Origin of the sequence: Microbulbifer litoralis (assembly GCF_023634065.1) — a bacterium.
Classification (GTDB): Bacteria; Pseudomonadota; Gammaproteobacteria; order Pseudomonadales; family Cellvibrionaceae; genus Microbulbifer; species Microbulbifer litoralis.
This window is the reverse complement of sequence record NZ_JALKCV010000005.1, coordinates 286,572-301,919: the sequence shown is the minus strand read 5'-3', so window position 1 is coordinate 301,919 and position 15,348 is coordinate 286,572. Positions and strand designations below refer to the sequence as shown.

Annotated in this window: 13 protein-coding genes and 1 tRNA gene; 7 read left to right on the top strand and 7 right to left on the bottom strand. The window is 63.3% G+C overall.

From position 1 onward, the window contains the following. Positions 1-97 precede the first annotated feature (97 nt). On the top strand, positions 98-1,159 hold the full coding sequence (locus MWN76_RS10475) for a DUF3570 domain-containing protein (RefSeq protein ID WP_250461356.1): 1,062 nt from the start codon (positions 98-100) through the stop codon (positions 1,157-1,159). Between the two features lie 87 nt (positions 1,160-1,246). Beyond that, positions 1,247-1,810 carry a DJ-1 family glyoxalase III gene (locus MWN76_RS10470; protein ID WP_250461355.1) on the top strand — a complete coding sequence of 188 codons (564 nt, stop codon included), beginning with the start codon at positions 1,247-1,249 and terminating at the stop codon, positions 1,808-1,810. 525 nt (positions 1,811-2,335) lie between these two features. Here the strand turns inward: MWN76_RS10470 and MWN76_RS10465 are convergent. From MWN76_RS10465 to MWN76_RS10435, 7 genes are all read right to left on the bottom strand, one after another. Beyond that, on the bottom strand, positions 2,336-3,055 hold the full coding sequence (locus MWN76_RS10465) for a LuxR C-terminal-related transcriptional regulator (RefSeq protein WP_250461354.1): 720 nt from the start codon (positions 3,053-3,055) through the stop codon (positions 2,336-2,338). 282 nt (positions 3,056-3,337) lie between these two features. Further along, positions 3,338-3,413, bottom strand: a tRNA-Phe gene (locus MWN76_RS10460). A gap of 114 nt (positions 3,414-3,527) precedes the next feature. Further along, positions 3,528-3,812 carry an oxidative damage protection protein gene (locus tag MWN76_RS10455; protein WP_250461353.1) on the bottom strand — a complete coding sequence of 95 codons (285 nt, stop codon included), beginning with the start codon at positions 3,810-3,812 and terminating at the stop codon, positions 3,528-3,530. A 152-nt stretch (positions 3,813-3,964) separates the two neighbouring features. Then, complete coding sequence (gene mutY / locus MWN76_RS10450) at positions 3,965-5,071, bottom strand: A/G-specific adenine glycosylase (protein WP_250461352.1); 1,107 nt, start codon at positions 5,069-5,071, stop codon at positions 3,965-3,967. A gap of 142 nt (positions 5,072-5,213) precedes the next feature. Beyond that, on the bottom strand, positions 5,214-7,253 hold the full coding sequence (locus MWN76_RS10445; RefSeq protein ID WP_250461351.1) for an AsmA family protein: 2,040 nt from the start codon (positions 7,251-7,253) through the stop codon (positions 5,214-5,216). 256 nt (positions 7,254-7,509) lie between these two features. Beyond that, positions 7,510-9,645: a TonB-dependent receptor gene (locus MWN76_RS10440; protein WP_250461350.1), complete on the bottom strand. Its 2,136-nt coding sequence runs from the start codon at positions 9,643-9,645 to the stop codon at positions 7,510-7,512. Between the two features lie 100 nt (positions 9,646-9,745). Beyond that, the gene (locus MWN76_RS10435; protein ID WP_250461349.1) at positions 9,746-10,036 is read right to left on the bottom strand and encodes a hypothetical protein; all 291 of its coding nucleotides are present in this window, start codon (positions 10,034-10,036) and stop codon (positions 9,746-9,748) included. A 128-nt stretch (positions 10,037-10,164) separates the two neighbouring features. Between MWN76_RS10435 and hisB the strand changes: the two genes are divergently transcribed. From hisB to MWN76_RS10410, 5 genes are all read left to right on the top strand, one after another. Further along, the gene (hisB, locus tag MWN76_RS10430) at positions 10,165-10,752 is read left to right on the top strand and encodes an imidazoleglycerol-phosphate dehydratase HisB (protein ID WP_250461348.1); all 588 of its coding nucleotides are present in this window, start codon (positions 10,165-10,167) and stop codon (positions 10,750-10,752) included. Next, on the top strand, positions 10,752-11,426 hold the full coding sequence (gene hisH / locus MWN76_RS10425; RefSeq protein ID WP_250461347.1) for an imidazole glycerol phosphate synthase subunit HisH: 675 nt from the start codon (positions 10,752-10,754) through the stop codon (positions 11,424-11,426). The genes hisB and hisH overlap by 1 nt, the downstream gene beginning before the upstream one ends. A 50-nt stretch (positions 11,427-11,476) precedes the next feature. Further along, the gene (gene hisA, locus MWN76_RS10420; RefSeq protein WP_250461346.1) at positions 11,477-12,208 is read left to right on the top strand and encodes a 1-(5-phosphoribosyl)-5-[(5-phosphoribosylamino)methylideneamino]imidazole-4-carboxamide isomerase; all 732 of its coding nucleotides are present in this window, start codon (positions 11,477-11,479) and stop codon (positions 12,206-12,208) included. Positions 12,209-12,210: 2 nt separating this feature from the next. Further along, positions 12,211-12,972: an imidazole glycerol phosphate synthase subunit HisF gene (gene hisF, locus MWN76_RS10415; RefSeq protein ID WP_250461345.1), complete on the top strand. Its 762-nt coding sequence runs from the start codon at positions 12,211-12,213 to the stop codon at positions 12,970-12,972. 377 nt (positions 12,973-13,349) lie between these two features. After that, entirely contained in the window at positions 13,350-15,302 is a 1,953-nt protein-coding gene (locus MWN76_RS10410; protein WP_250461344.1) for a TonB-dependent receptor plug domain-containing protein, read from the top strand. The last annotated feature ends 46 nt before the right edge of the window (positions 15,303-15,348 follow it).

The window sequence follows — 15,348 nt, the reverse complement described above, 5'->3', positions numbered from 1 at the left end:
TTGCCCATCCTACAAAGCTGTATGCCTGCTGTGCGTTTGGCTTTTCCTTCCTTTCGCCGCCAACGCCGCCGTTCTGCCCGAAGAGCGCGCCGACACCATGTACCACTCCTACAGCGGTGGCGGTGTCACTATCGATGGCCCATCGGTGCTCGTGCGCAAGAATATCGGCGATTCCGTGTCCGTATCCGCCAACTACTACGTCGATATGATCTCCGGTGCCTCAATTGATGTGGAGTCCACTGCGAGCGCCTACTCGGAACAGCGGGACGAATACTCGATGTCTGCCGACTACCTGGTGGACAAGACCACCATGAGTCTCGGCTACACCAACAGTTCCGAGAATGACTACGAGGCGGAGACGGTTGCCTTCGGTATCAGCCAGGCCTTCTTCGGCGATATGAGCACGCTGGATCTGCGTGTAAGCTACGGCAGCGACGAAGTGTTCAAGAACGGCGATGAGAGCTTTTCCGATGTGGCCGAGCACCGCCGCTACGGCTTCAGTTGGAACCAGATACTGACACAGAAGCTGATCGCCGAGCTGAGCGTGGAAACTGTGTCCGACGAGGGTTACCTCAACAACCCGTACCGCAGTGTGCGCTTTGTCGACCCGAGTATCCCGTTGGGGTTCAGTTACCAGTCCGAAGATTATCCGCGCACGCGCAACAGCGATGCCATCGCCATTCGTGCGAAATACCGGCTACCCTATCGCGCGGCAGTCAAGACCGAGTACCGCCGCTATGCGGACAGCTGGGGAATAGATGCGGACAATATCGAGTTCCGCTATACGCACCCGCTGGACGAGCAGGACGAGTGGATACTGGAGGGCAAACTGCGCTTCTACAAGCAATCTGGAGCGGATTTCTACAGCGATCTTTTCCCGTATGCCAACGCCGCCACCTTTATGGCGCGGGATAAAGAGCTCAGCGATTTCTCCAACACCTCCATCGGCTTCGGCGTCTCCTACCGATTGCCGGACCGCTGGTCGCTGTTCGACCGCAGGAACACGGTGAACCTGTTCTGGGATTATATTTATTTCGACTACGACAACTTTCGCGATGTGCGGGTGCACGATGGCAGTACTGACATCGCCGTGGGGGAGGAGCCGACCTACAGCTTCGGAGCCAATGTGATCCGCTTCTACTGGTCGGTGTGGCTCTGAACCGGGTTTTCCGCAGGCGCCTGCCTTGCAGGCGAAATGATGGGTCCCTGCTGCAGACACCACAAGACAATCCTGGTGGGAGGACATATGCCCAGAGTGTTGGTCCCGATAGCCGATGGCTTCGAGGAAATCGAAGCCGTTACCCTCGTCGATGTACTGCGACGTGCCGAAGCCGACGTCACGCTGGCCTCGGTGATGCCCCGCCGCCAGGTCACCGCTTCCCGCGGTGTCGCGATACAGGCGGATTGCCTGCTGGATGAGTGCGCGGACATCGGCTGGGACCTGGTTGCACTGCCCGGCGGTATGCCCGGGGCCGCGCACCTGGCGGATTCGGTAACGCTGATCCGCCTGCTGGAGGCGCAACTGGATGCCGGCCGCTGGCTCGGCGCCATCTGTGCCGCGCCGGCAGTGGTACTGGGGCGCAGCGGACTTATCGGCGATTTCAGGGCAACCTGCCACGGGGCCTTCCGCGAGGAGCTGCGGCAATATGTGCGGGAGGCCAGCGACGAACCGGTGGTGCGGGACCGCAACCTTATCACCAGCCGGGCGCCCGGTACCGCGTTGCGGTTCAGCCTGTCACTGGTGGAAGCCCTGTACGGCAGGGATGCGGCGGAGTCTGTCGCGGGGCCGATGTGCGTGGAGAACTTCTGATCAGGGCGGGTTACTAGTGGGCCGCTCGCAAAGTTAGGTAACAGTTCGCTTCGCCAAATCGTCCAGCTCTGCGTTGAGAAAGCTTGAAATAACGCTGCTATTCCAGCGCTTTCTCGCCTTGACCTGAACGATTTGGCTGTGCTCCTTTGTTACCGAACTTTACAAGCGGCCCACTAGTTGTCTCAAAATTGTTTTGACCCAAACCACCGGTCGCAGTCGTCATTCCGGACTCGATCCGGGATCCAGCGAAGGTGCCCCGGCCGCCTGGATTCCGGATCGAGTCCGGAATGACGACTGTGTGGAGCGAACACAGGAATCGCCCACTGTTGGAAGAGTCTGGACAACGGTCAATACAATTATGAGACCCTTTAAAACTGTAATGCGGTACATCCCTGTACCGCTGAACCCCTGAATTGTTTCGGGGATTCAGGGGTTCCCGTCTAAAGTGCCGGCAATCGGTATTGTGGGCAATAGTCCTTTGGGGTCATTTCCGATTACGGCCGGTTACAGCGTGGGGCGCGGAATCTACAGCAAGCCCTCGGTAATACATTTCCCTATCAGTTGGCCGGAATTCTTGCAGCCGGCTTTTCGCAGGATATTCTTGCGGTGGTTCTTGACCGTATTCGGGGAGATACAGAGCCTCCCGGCTATCTCGGTACTGGTCAGCCCGCCGGACATCAGTTTCAGTACCTCCACTTCCCGCCTGCTGAATATCGGGCGCATCTGCTTCGGCACCTTGTCGTCATCGACGCGGATATTCAGCAGTGAGGGTTCGCCGCCCATTCCGATTAGCGACAGCCGGTAATTGTTGCTGTCGGTCAGGTGGCTGATATTGGTGTGAATATTCAGGGCCTTCGACAATTTTCCCTTCTCATCAGAGGTCAGGATAATGGCCTGGTGATTGAACAGTTGATAAGAGCCATCCGCATTCCTGAAGCGAAAGCAATACGACATCTTGTATTGCTTGCGCTTTTCCGGCGTCATTTGCCCGAAAACCAGCTCTATACATTTTTCTTCGGCACGGGAGACGAAATCCATGTCATCCGGGTGGATCTGGTCGAGAATATCCTGGAACGAGACTGTTTCGGGTTCCAGGCCGTGGATCTCGCGGATACCGGGGCTGACATGACTCAGCGCCATGTTGGAGAAGTCGATGACGTAATAGTAAAAGGGGCCATTGTTGAAGACAGACGCAATCAGGTGATCCAGTTCCAACCGTGCCGGCTCCAGCGACTCTTCGCTCATGATGTAATCCGATGATCTGGACCATACGGACTTTAGGAGTTGGGTATCGGGTTTTCTCTTTATATTTGTCATTTTATGACTTTGGTTGGTGTTAAGCGCTGAACGGGAATTTACCTCGGAATATATTTGATATATATCACGCTGGGGTTGCAGGGTGCCATTCTGTAGCGGCTATTTGCGTGGGAATATACACACAGGTGCTGCGGTCGCCGGTGTGGCAATCGGGCGGGGTAAAAAAGGCGGAAACAAAAAAGCCCCGGTGTTTACCGAGGCTTTGAAAAATGGTGCCCGGAGGCGGAATCGAACCACCGACACGGGGATTTTCAATCCCCTGCTCTACCGACTGAGCTATCCGGGCCTTGCGATCTGTCCGGGCTTCCCGGCGTCGCGAGGCGCGTATTAAACCCGCTCGCCGGGCCCGAGTCAAGCCCTTGATTGATAAATAGTTTTTCGGTCAGTGGGCGCTCACTTTTCAGCTGTCATTCCCTTCTTCCGGCGGCACATAACCCTCCGCCTCGTCGTAGCTTTCGCCGCTCAGGAACTTCTGCATCTGCTCGCCCAGGTAGGCGCGGCTGGAGGGTTCCATCATGTTGAGGCGCTTTTCGTTGATCAGCATGGTCTGGTGGGCCATCCACTCCTGCCAGGCCTTTTTGGAGACGTTCTCGAAGATGTCCTGGCCCTTGGGACCGGGGAAGGGCGGTGCGTCCAGGCCTTCCAGTTCCTGCTTGTACTTGCGGCAATATACGGTTCTGGACATGGGGTCTCCGTTATCGGTTTAAGTCTGTTGGTCGTGATCGACGGGCCTGCGGCCCGCGAGCCGAGCTGGAGCCTTCAGCGCTACAAACAATGGCTCCGCGCTCCCGGGGGCTTTCTTCCCCGGCCCCTCTCCCCCGGCCCCTTTCCCGGGCGTCAGGGTGCCGGGGAATCCGTCAGCAGTGGCGCCTGCAGGGCCAGCAGTTGCTTGGCCAGTTTGACGATCGGCGCTGGCAGCCCCAGCTCCTGGGCCGCGCGGGGGCGGTTGATCCGGCGCAGTTTATACCAGCCGCTGCCGCGCTCGGCTACCTGTGGCGGCCGATCCGCCAGTTGCACCCAGACCGGGCTGATATCCAGGTGGAAATGGGTGAAGGTGTGGCGCAGCGGCGGCAGCGGCTGTATTTCCTGGGCGTCCAGGTCGCGCACCGCCAGCCATTCCCGGGCACTGGCTTCGCCGCCGTCGTCTTCGTCCAGTTGCGGCGGGCTCCAGAGGCCGCCCCAGATACCGGTGGGCGGTCGCTGCTGCAGGTAAATTTCGCCGTCCCGCTCCAGCAGCAGCATGGTGGTGCTGCGCACCGGTTTTTCCCTGCGCGGTTTTTTGCCGGGGTAGTCCTGCGGGTTGCCCTGGGCGCGGGCGCTGCAGGCGCGGGCCAGGGGGCAGTCGTCGCAGCGGGGCCTTGTGCGGGTACAGACGGTCGCGCCCAGGTCCATCATCGCCTGGGTGTAGTGGTTGCAGCGTCGGGCCGGGGTGTAGGTCTCGGCCAGTTGCCAGAGTTTCCTGGCCACCGGGGTCTGTCCGGGCCAGCCGTCCACGGCGTGCAGGCGCGCCAGTACGCGCTTGACGTTGCCGTCCAGGATCGGTGCCTTGAGGCCCATGCTGATACTGGCGATGGCGCCGGCGGTGGAGCGGCCGATACCCGGCAGCGCCGACAGGGCCTCGACATCGCGGGGAAATTCACCGTCGTGCTCGTCCATCACCGCCTGTGCACACTTGTGCAGGTTGCGGGCGCGGGCGTAGTAGCCGAGGCCGCTCCAGTGGGCCAGCACATGGTCCTGCGGCGCGGCGGCGAGATCGGCCAGGGTCGGGAAGCTGGCCATAAAGCGCTCGAAATACGGGATTACGGCGCTGACCTGGGTCTGCTGCAGCATGATCTCGGAGACCCACACGCGGTAGGGGTTGATGTCCTGCTGCCAGGGGAGGTCCTTGCGGCCGTGCCGGTCGAACCAGGTGAGGACGGTTTGTTGGAATCGGGCTGGGGTCATGGGGCTCGGGTTACTGCGGGATTGACGGGCTGCCCATCCTACCGGTTTTGCGGTGCGGGAGCCTGTCTGCAGGCGAAAATAACGGGGCTCCGTCGTTTTCGCCTGCGGGCAGGCTCCTACAGGATACGGCGAGGTTCGGGGCTCAGTCGCCGCCGAACAGGCCCTTGAGTTTGTCTTTCAGGTCTTCGACCTTGTCCTTGACCTTGTCGCCGTATTTCTTTTCGGCCTTGTACTTGAGTTCGTCGCGGATCAGGTCGTCGATGCGGCGGCTGTCGGGCTTGCAGCTGGTGGCGCCGGCGTCGGCGAAGCTGTCCTTGCAGCGCAGCGGCAGCGGGCGGTTGCGCCAGCGGTCGTTCCTGACGGTGCAGCCGTCGGCGGAGGTGCGCTCACCCACCAGCGCCAGGCCCAGGGCGAAGTCGAACTCGCCCTTGTCCAGGTCGACCTCGCCATCGCCGGTCATGGCGATGTTCTCCACCCCGGCGAGTATTTCCTGTACTTCCACCTTGTCGCCCTTCAGCGCGATATTGGCGCGCACGTCCTGCAACCGGGTGCTGTTGGGCCAGTCGCGCTCCGGCAGGCTGGTTTTCTCCGCATAGCTGACCAGCTGGCACATGCCTTTCTCGAGATTGAACGGCGCCAGGGCCAGTTGATCGCTGGACAGCTGTATCGCGGCGCGCAGCTTTTCCTGCAGTTGCCCGGTATCCGCGCCGGAGGTCTGTGCGGCCCAGTTGATACTGGCGCGGCCGGACAGCTGCACTTTCTCGCTGGGGAAGAGTGCGGCCTGTACCTTGGAGATCTCCACGTTGCTGAGGCCGCCGCTGAGGGTGGCCTCGGCGGACTGGCCGCGGGCGTTGAACTGGCCGTTGGTGTTCAGCTCGCCGCCGTAGAGATCGGCGCTCAGTTTCTGCAGCTGGTAGAGGCCGTTGTCGACGGTCAGCTGCAGTTGCGGGTTGTCCACCTGCAGGTCCACGGCCCGCACCTGCTCCAGGGACAGGTCGATGTTGGCATTGAAACCGCGCATCGCGGTCAGTGGCAGCGGTGTGGGTTCGGCCGGGGCCGCGGCCTGCTGCGGCTGTTCCTCTTCCGGCGACGGCGGCGGCAGGTAGTCGTCCAGCGCCAGGGCGCCGCCGCGCAGGGTCAGGTCCAGGCCGGGCATGTTGGCGTTGCGCACCTGGGCGCTGCCGGCGAAGGTGGTGTTGTCCAGTTTCAGCTGCAGCGGCGTCAGGTCGAGCTTCTTGTCGGTGCCCTCGACGCTGGTTTCCAGGCTCAGTTTCTGCAGCGCCGCGGCGCTCTGGGTCACCAGCTCGGTGCCGGTGACGGCGAGCCAGGGGCGCAGCGGCTCGATATCGGCGTTGACGTTCATCTGGATCTGCCAGGGCTGGTCGGCGGCGCTGCGGCGCACATGGCCGCGCAGGCTGATGCTGGCGGCGGCCTCGCCGCTGGACAGGTCGATGGTCGCCGGCTGCAGGCGCAGGCCGTTGAGGCCCTCGTCCAGCGCCAGGGTGCTGTTCAGTTGCAGCAGCACCGGCTGCTTCAGGGTGCCGCCGGCGATCTCTGCGCTGGCCTGCACCCGGCCGGGCTCGCCACCGGGAACCAGGTTGTCGGCGGAAATGCGCAGCTGCTCGACGGTGTACTCGGTGTCGGTGCTGGCGTCGCTGTAACTCAGGCGGCCGTCCTCGAGCCGCAGTTTCTCCAGCGCCAGGTCCAGCGCCTGCTGTTGTTCGCCCTCCTGTGGGACCTCGAGTTGCGGTGGTTCACTGGCCTGCTGTTTCTGCTTTTCCTCCATCGCCTCGGTGATCAGTTCCCAGTTGCCGCGGCCCTGTTCGTCGACGCTGAGGTCGATCTGCGGGCCCAGCAGCACCACCTCTTTGGCCTCGATGCGCCGTTTCAGCAGCGGCATCAGCGCCACGCCCACGGCGACGCGCTCGGCGCGCACCAGCGGCTGTTCCGGCTGTGGCAGCGGCGCCAGCTGTACGCCCTCCAGTTCCAGGGCGATGTTCGGCCACAGCTGCCAGCCGATATCGCCGTCGAGCTTGAGGGCAATGCCCTGTTCGGCGGCCAGCTGTTCCAGCTGCGGTTTGTACTGGTTGACGTCGAAGCCGGCCAGCAGCCAGGCGACGGCGCCGGCCAGCAGCAGGAAGACAACCAGTAGGGCGATAAGGGTGCGCTTGATCCAGGCCATGGAGATGAGGTCCCTGTCTTTATTTTGCAGGAGCGGTTCGCATGCGGAGCTGGAGCTCCGCGTTCCCGGAAGGGCCGCGCCTGCGGGCAATCGTTTCGGGGGTATTGTAGAAGAAAGCGGCCGCCGCGGACACGGCCGTGGCCGGGCGGCGCGGCGGTATGTCGCCCGGGTGCAGGCGCGCAGCGACGGAACCCGGGAATCCCGGATACCGCCGCGCGCCTTCCGGGCTACGCCTGGAGAGGGGAGTGATCGACGATCAGAACACGAATCGCACGCCGGCCTCGACGCTGCGGCCCATCTCCGGGGCGTAGTCGCGCAGCAGCGAGGTGGAATTGCGGATCTCCTCGTCCAGCAGGTTGCGGGCACTGGCGAAGACGACTGCGTCGGTATTGCCCAGCTCGACGTTGTAGCGCGCGGTCAGGTCCATGCGCGTATAGCCGTCGGTGGGCTCCTCGTAGGCGCCGGCGCGCTCCTGGTCCGCGGCCTCGGTGGTGCGCCACTCCCAGTTCCACTGGTCGTAGTCGCCGCCCAGCGCGAAACCGACCCGCAGCGGCGGCATGCGCGGCACGTCGCGGCTCAGGCCGTCGATGCGGTCGTCGAACTGGGCGCGCACCGTGTCGCCGAACAGGGTCAGGTGGAGGCCGTAGGTCAGCGGGAACTGCACCGAGGCCTCGGCGCCGTAGAAGGTCGCGTCGCGATTCATGTAGGCGTAGACCGGGAATTCGCTCTCGGGATCCTCGAGGCCGCTGTTCTGCGCGTAGATATAGTCGCCCACGCGGTTGTAGAAGACACTCGCCTCCACGCGCGCCGCGTGCCAGCCGTTGGCGTCGTCGTTGTGGTGGTGGTAGCCCAGCTCCAGGTTGACCGAGTTCTCCTTGTCCAGGTTGCTGTCACCGGTCAGGTAGCGGGCCTCGGCCACGTGGGCGCCGTCGGCGAACAGCTCCTCGGCCACCGGCGCGCGTTCGGCGCTGGTCAGGCCCAGGCTGATGTGCTGGTGCTCGGCGAGGAAGTATTGCAGTGAGGCGCTGGCGCCGACCAGGTTGTAGTCCTGCTGCGCGCCGGTCTGCGGATCCACCTCGACCCGCTCCAGGCGGCCGCCCAGGTCCAGGTGCCAGTCGTTCCACTGGCGTTCCTTCATGGTGAAGGCGCCGATGCTGCTGGTGGTCGTGGGTTGTACGAAGGCCTCCTCGCCGATAGCGGCGAAGTCTTTCTCCGACAGTTGCACTCCGTAGGCGCCGCGCCACTCGCCGCCGTCGTCGTGGGTCAGTTCGGCGCGGCCTTCCCAGGCCTCGTTGGTGAAGCGGGTGCCCTCGTGATAGTGACCGTCGTGGGGTTCCAGCTCCACGTGTTCGTAATCGTTGTAACCCAGGCGGAAGCTGAGCTTGTTCCAGTAATCGCTGTCGAAGCGGTGTTCGCCCTTCAGGTCGTAGCGGGTCTGGACCATATCGATGCGCACGGCTTCCGGCTCTTCGTGGTCGTGCTCCTCTTCGGCGAGCGCATCCCCGTCCTCGTGCTCCTCTTCCTCGTGATGGTGCTGGTGGGCGCCGAGCGGAATACCGTAGTTGTTTTCCAGCCGGTTCACCGACAGGCCGATAAAGCCGCTGTCGGTAATCCAGGAGACGCCGCCGCTGCCGCTGTGGGCGCGGGCGTTGGTGTTGCCGACATAGCCGTCGGTATTGAATTCCTCTTCGTGCTCGTGCTCCTCGCCGGCGTGTTCCTCCTCGTGGTGCTCTTCCTCGTGGTGGCGGATGGCGAGGCCGGGGATCTCGGTGTTGTCGTTCTCGCGGTAGACGCCGTCCAGGTACCAGGCCAGCTGGCCGGCACCGCCGGACAGGCGGAAGACGCCGGCGTCCTGGCTGTTGCCGCTGTTGTGGCGCATCTCCAGCGCGCCTTCCAGGTCTTCCGGCACTTCGGTGGGAATGCGGCCGTCGATCACGTTGACGACGCCGCCGATGGCGCCGCTGCCGTAGCGCAGGGTCGCCGGGCCGCGCAGTATCTCGATGCGCTTGGCCAGCAGCGGTTCGACGGTGGCGGCGTGGTCGGAGCTGGTACTGGAGGCGTCGGCGACGTCCAGGTTGTCATTCAGGATTTTGACCCGGTTGGCGCTCTGGCCGCGGATCACCGGCAGGCCCACGCCGCCGCCGAAGGACGCGTTGGCCACGCCGGGCTGGTTCTGCAGGGTCTGCCCCAGGGTGGCGGTGGCATCGTCGCGCAGCTTGTCGCCGGACAGGACCGAGACCGGCGCGGCCACGGCGTCGGCGGGCTTGTCCAGTGGGGATACGGTCACATTGACCTCCTCCAGGCGCTCACCTGTGTCGGCGGCATTGGCGTAAGAGGCGGGCAGGGTCAGGGCGCCGGCAATCGCCAGGGCCAGTTTGCTGGTCTTATACATCGGTTTTTATTCCTGTCACACAGGCGACGGGTGCCGCACACCGGAATGCGCAGACACGGGCGGGCAGCCGTCGCCGGAAATCAAAAAGTTGGTTTCGGGATCAGTGGAGAGACAGGAAGACGGGGGGCGCGCGGGCGCGCGGGCGCTCCGGCTGACAGTCGCCCGGTACCGGTGCAGATTGGGTGCTGTAGGGCACCGCCGGTGCCGGCTGGACGAACTGGAAGTCGGCGCCGATGGCGCCGGGCATATGGTTGAAGCAGAGGTCGCACAGCTCCACCTGGCCGTCGTCCAGGTGGATATGCTCCGCCCACAGCGGCTGGGCTGCGATCATCGCAAGCAGCAGCACCAGGCTGGCCCAGAAGCGGGACTGTTGGCGGGAATGGTTGACCATGGGCGGTATGATATTCGGTCGTGGCCACTAATCAAGTTTCATTTGTCACTAACCGGCCACAGAGGCGGCTATTAGTCCTATAATCCGCGCCTTCCATCTCAATGCCTGAAATAAGGATGCATTCGCCTATGCGCAAGGCCAGCGTCAAGCGCGACACCCTGGAGACCAGGATACAGGTCAGCCTCAACCTGGACGGCGACGGCCGCGGCCAGTTCGACACCGGCGTGCCTTTCCTGGAGCATATGCTCGACCAGATCGCCCGCCACGGTATGATCGACCTGGATATCCGTTGCGACGGCGATGTACATATCGACGACCACCACACGGTGGAGGATATCGGTATCACCCTGGGCAAGGCGATTGCCGAGGCGGTGGGCGACAAGAAGGGCATGACCCGCTACGGCCACGCCTATGTGCCGCTGGACGAGGCGCTGTCCCGGGTGGTGATCGACTTCTCCGGCCGCCCGGGCCTGATCATGGATGTGCCCTTTACCCAGAAGCGCATCGGCAATTTCGATACCGAACTGTTCTACGAATTCTTCCAGGGTTTCGTCAATCACGCCCTGGTCACCCTGCATATCGACTGCCTGCGCGGTCACAATGCCCACCACCAGGTGGAGACGGTGTTCAAGGCCTTCGGCCGCGCGCTGCGCATGGCGCTGACGCCGGACCCGCGCATGGCCGGCACCATGCCGTCCACCAAGGGTGTGCTCTGATGGCCGCGGCGACGCAGAAAATCGCGATTCTCGACTACGGTATGGGCAACCTGCACTCGGCCGCCAGCGCGCTGGAGAAGGTGGCGCCGGGCGATGAAATCGTATTGGCCTCGACGCCGGGTCAGGCCGAGGGCGCCGACCGCCTGCTGGTGCCCGGTGTCGGCGCCATCCGCGACTGTATGGCGGGTTTTGTCGAATCCGGCTTCGAGCCGCTGCTGCGCGAGGCCATCGACTCGGGCCTGCCGATTCTCGGCGTCTGTGTCGGCATGCAACTGATGATGCGCCGCAGCGAGGAGAACAGCGGCATCGACTGCCTGGACCTCTTTCCGCAGCCGGTGAAATTCTTCGGCAACAGCCTGCATGAAACAGTGGCGGCTGGCGCCTGCGGCTCAAGATTAAAGGTGCCCCATATGGGCTGGAACCGGGTCGAGCAGGCGCGCGAGCACCCGCTCTGGGCCGGGATCGACAGCGGCAGCCGTTTCTATTTCGTGCACAGCTACTATGTGCCGGCGGACGGCTGTGAGGATATCGCCGGGCGCACCGAATACGGCGTGCCGCTGGCGGCCGCCGTCGCGCGGGAAAATATTTTCGCCACCCAGTTCCACCCGGAAAAAAGTGCCGAAGCCGGCCTGCAATTGCTGAACAATTTTGTCGGCTGGAACGGCCGGGCCTGAATCCTGCACCTCTGCAAACGACCACCATCAACCGGCAATATTATTTGACCATGATCGTAATCCCCGCAATCGACTTGAAAGACGGCCAGTGCGTGCGCCTGCGCCAGGGCGAGATGAGTGATGCCACCGTATTCTCCGACGACCCGCTGGCCACCGCGCAGCACTGGGTCGACGAGGGCGCACGGCGGCTGCACCTGGTGGACCTGAATGGCGCCTTCGCCGGCAACCCGGTCAACGGCGAGGCGGTGACCGCCATTGCGAAACAGTTTCCGGACCTGCCGGTGCAGATTGGCGGCGGCATCCGCGATCTCTACACGGTGGAAAAATACCTGGCTGCCGGTGTGACCTGGGCCATTATCGGCACCGCCGCGGTCAAGAACCCGGGGCTGGTGAGGGAGGCCTGCCGCGAATTCGAGGGCCATATCATCGTCGGCCTGGATGCGAAGGATGGCCTGGTGGCCACCGAGGGCTGGGCGGAAGTGTCCGAGCTGCGGGCCACCGAGCTGGCGAAACAGTTCGCCGACTGCGGTGTCAGCGCCATCGTCTACACCGATATCGCCCGCGACGGCATGATGCAGGGGGTGAATATCCCGGCCACGCTGGATATGGCACGCGCGGTGGATGTGCCGATCATCGCCTCCGGCGGCGTCAGCAGTCTCGGCGATATCGAGCAGTTGCTGGAAGCCGGGCAAATCCACGGCGCCATTACCGGCCGCGCCATCTACGAAGACAAGCTGGACCTGCGGCGGGCACAGCAGCTCTGCGACGACTGGAAAAAATAGTTATGGGACTCGCGAAACGGATTATTCCCTGCCTCGACGTGGACGCCGGCCGGGTGGTCAAAGGGGTCAATTTTGTCGATATCCGCGATGCCGGCGACCCGGTGGAAATTGCGCGCCGCTACAACGAGGCGGGTGCGGACGAGATCACTTTCCTGGATATCACCGCCACCCATGAAGAGCGCGATACCACACTGCACACCGTGGAACAGATGGCCGCGCAGGTCTTCATCCCGCTGACCGTCGGCGGCGGCGTGCGCACACTGCAGGATATCCGCAACCTGTTGAACGCCGGCGCGGACAAGACCGCGATCAACTCCGCCGCGGTCAGGAACCCGGAATTCGTGCGCGAGGCGGCCGAGCGTTTCGGCAGCCAGTGCATTGTCGTCGCCATCGATGCCAAGCGGGTAGGCGAGGGCAAGTGGGAAATCTTCACCCACGGCGGCCGCAAGCCCACCGGTATCGATGCGGTGGCATGGGCGAAGAAAATGGCCGACTACGGCGCCGGCGAGATCCTGCTCACCAGCATGGACCGCGACGGCACCAAAAACGGTTTCGACCTGGCGCTGACCCGCGCCGTGGCCGACGCGGTGCCGGTGCCGGTGATCGCCTCCGGCGGGGTCGGCAACCTGCAGCACCTGGCCGAGGGTGTGCTGGAGGGCGGCGCCGATGCGGTGCTGGCGGCGAGCATTTTCCATTTCGGTGAATACAGCATCGCCGAGGCCAAGGCATTCATGCAGGAAGCCGGTATAGAAATGCGGCTTTAAGCCGCCGGTCGCCCCGCTTCGCCAGGCTGCGATTTCCGGGGCTGCCGATCGCGGTGCCGTGCGACTCCGGCGCCCCGCGGACTTTCCCCGCCCTGCCGGCGGTGTCCGCGAAGACCACCGGCACCCCTTCCCCCGATTGTGCAAATCCCCGCTTCTTCCCCGGTTCCGGCCCGCGCCTGTCGCAGCGTACTTTTTTTGACCCTCCCTGCCCGCAATTTGCGCATTTTTCGTTTCTGGTCGTAGAAAACCTGCAATCTGTCTCATTTTTCAAGTAAAACAAGCTTGTAAATCTAAATGAGAAACAATAGCATTCTCGGCCTAAATTCCCGCCCCTGGATGTATGTAGGGAAAACGACCCAGTTCAAGGAGAAGAATGCATGTTCGCCCGCAATACCCTCGCGTCCCTGGTCGCACTCAATCTCACCGCCGTGCCGGCCTGGGCAGAAACCCGGAGCGAGGGCGAAAATACGGAAGAGGTGGTAGTGACCGCTACCCTCAGCGCCCGCGACAGCGCCACGTCGCCGGCCTTTACCAGTGTGATCGGGCGCGAGGACATCGAGCGGGTGCCGGTCAACAGCCTCGCCGACCTGCTGCGGGACACCGTTGGCGTCAACAACCGCACCGATCCCACCGGGCGCGACGAAATCCAGATCCGCGGCATGAGCGGGCGCTACACACTGATCCTGGTGGACGGCAAGCGCGTCTCCTCCGCTGGCGCGCTGTGGCGCGGCGGCGACTTCGACCTCAGTTCCATCCCCATGGGCAGCATCGAGCGGGTGGAAATCGTGCGTGGGCCCATGGCCGCGCTCTACGGTTCCGACGCCATCGGCGGTGTGGTCAATATCGTGACCAAGGCACCGTCGCAGGAATGGCACGGCCGCATCGCGGCGGAGTACCGCCAGATCGAAGCGGGTGCGGAGGGCGCACAGCAGCGCTACAACGCCTCCGCCGCCGGCGCCATCAGCGACCGCGTCAGCCTGTCCGTGAGTGGCGAGATCTATGAGCGCGATCCCTGGTATCGCTATTCCGCCTCGGATCCGCAGGAGGTGCCGGCACTGGAGGAAAAGCAGTCCGCCAGCCTGGTAAGCACCGCGCGCATCGAGCTGAACGACACCCAGAGCCTGGATGTGGATCTCGGTTACGACAACGACGAGCGCCCCTATAACCTCTACAGCTACGTTTTCTACCCGGCCTGGGATTACGAGTCCTACGATTACCGCGAGCAGGAAATCACCCGTGCCAGCTATGGCCTGGCCCACAACGCCGACTGGGGCTGGGGCAAGAGTACCGTCTACCTGAAACGCGAAGACAGCGAGATCGACGATTTCAATTCCTCCTACGACGATCCGCAGCAGCGCACGCTGAACGAGACCAATACCTATTTCAAGGCCTATGCCACCAGTGTGCTGGGCGTACACGGCCTGACCGCCGGTATCGATTTCCGCGATCAGTTGATTGAGGACCCGGTCACCTACCTGGAGACCGGCGAGGTGGGAACCAGCAACAGCGGCCTGTTCGTGCAGGACGAGATTGCCTTCACCGATACCTTCAACCTGACCCTCGGCGGCCGCTATGACGACCACGAGGTATTCGGCGGCAACTTTTCCCCGAAAATCTATGCGACCTACGCCATCGCCGATGGCGTGGTATTCAAGGTTGGCGCCAGTGAAGCCTTCAAGGCCCCCGACGCCTACCAGATGAGCGAGGAGTACAGCGTGATCAGTTGCGGCGGCAACTGTTACCTCAGCGGCGACCCGGACCTGGATCCGGAGACCAGCATCAACTACGAGGCGGGCATCGACGTGCGGCGGCCCGGCTGGCGCCTGACCGCGGCGCTGTTCCACAACGACGTGGACGACATGATCGTGGCGGTCTACGACCCGGTGGCCGTCGCCCGCGAATGGGTCAACGTGGCCTCGGCAAAAACCCGCGGCCTGGAGCTGGACGGCCGCGTGGATCTCTCCGACGCCCTTGCCGTTTCCGCCAACCTCACCTACATGGACACCGAGGCCCGGGATGCCGACGGCGTGGAGACCGATCTCGACAACCGCCCGGAAATACTCGCCAACCTGGCCTTCAACTGGCGGGTGAGCGACAGCTTCGACGCCTCGCTGTCCACCAACCACGTGGGAGAGCAGTACTACGAAGGCGAATCCCTGCCCGCCTACACCCGCGTCGACCTGACCGCTTCCTACGCGGCGGCGCCGTCCGTCGCGCTGAATTTCGGGGTGAAGAATGTCACCGACGTGGACCTTCAGGACGAAAACGAAAACTTCATTATCCGCGAGTTGGGGCGCAACTATTACCTGAGCGCCAACTACAGCTTCTGACGCCGGTCTCCGGTTTTCCTGTGCCTGGGCGGGCGCTGTCGGACGA

Coding starts and splice junctions, on each gene's coding strand:
- MWN76_RS10475 (WP_250461356.1), top strand. CDS start 98: ATGTACCACTCCTACAGCGGTGGCGGTGTCACTATCGATGGCCCATCG.
- MWN76_RS10470 (WP_250461355.1), top strand. CDS start 1,247: ATGCCCAGAGTGTTGGTCCCGATAGCCGATGGCTTCGAGGAAATCGAA.
- MWN76_RS10465 (WP_250461354.1), bottom strand. CDS start 3,055: ATGAGCGAAGAGTCGCTGGAGCCGGCACGGTTGGAACTGGATCACCTG.
- MWN76_RS10455 (WP_250461353.1), bottom strand. CDS start 3,812: ATGTCCAGAACCGTATATTGCCGCAAGTACAAGCAGGAACTGGAAGGC.
- mutY (WP_250461352.1), bottom strand. CDS start 5,071: ATGACCCCAGCCCGATTCCAACAAACCGTCCTCACCTGGTTCGACCGG.
- MWN76_RS10445 (WP_250461351.1), bottom strand. CDS start 7,253: ATGGCCTGGATCAAGCGCACCCTTATCGCCCTACTGGTTGTCTTCCTG.
- MWN76_RS10440 (WP_250461350.1), bottom strand. CDS start 9,645: ATGTATAAGACCAGCAAACTGGCCCTGGCGATTGCCGGCGCCCTGACC.
- MWN76_RS10435 (WP_250461349.1), bottom strand. CDS start 10,036: ATGGTCAACCATTCCCGCCAACAGTCCCGCTTCTGGGCCAGCCTGGTG.
- hisB (WP_250461348.1), top strand. CDS start 10,165: ATGCGCAAGGCCAGCGTCAAGCGCGACACCCTGGAGACCAGGATACAG.
- hisH (WP_250461347.1), top strand. CDS start 10,752: ATGGCCGCGGCGACGCAGAAAATCGCGATTCTCGACTACGGTATGGGC.
- hisA (WP_250461346.1), top strand. CDS start 11,477: ATGATCGTAATCCCCGCAATCGACTTGAAAGACGGCCAGTGCGTGCGC.
- hisF (WP_250461345.1), top strand. CDS start 12,211: ATGGGACTCGCGAAACGGATTATTCCCTGCCTCGACGTGGACGCCGGC.
- MWN76_RS10410 (WP_250461344.1), top strand. CDS start 13,350: ATGTTCGCCCGCAATACCCTCGCGTCCCTGGTCGCACTCAATCTCACC.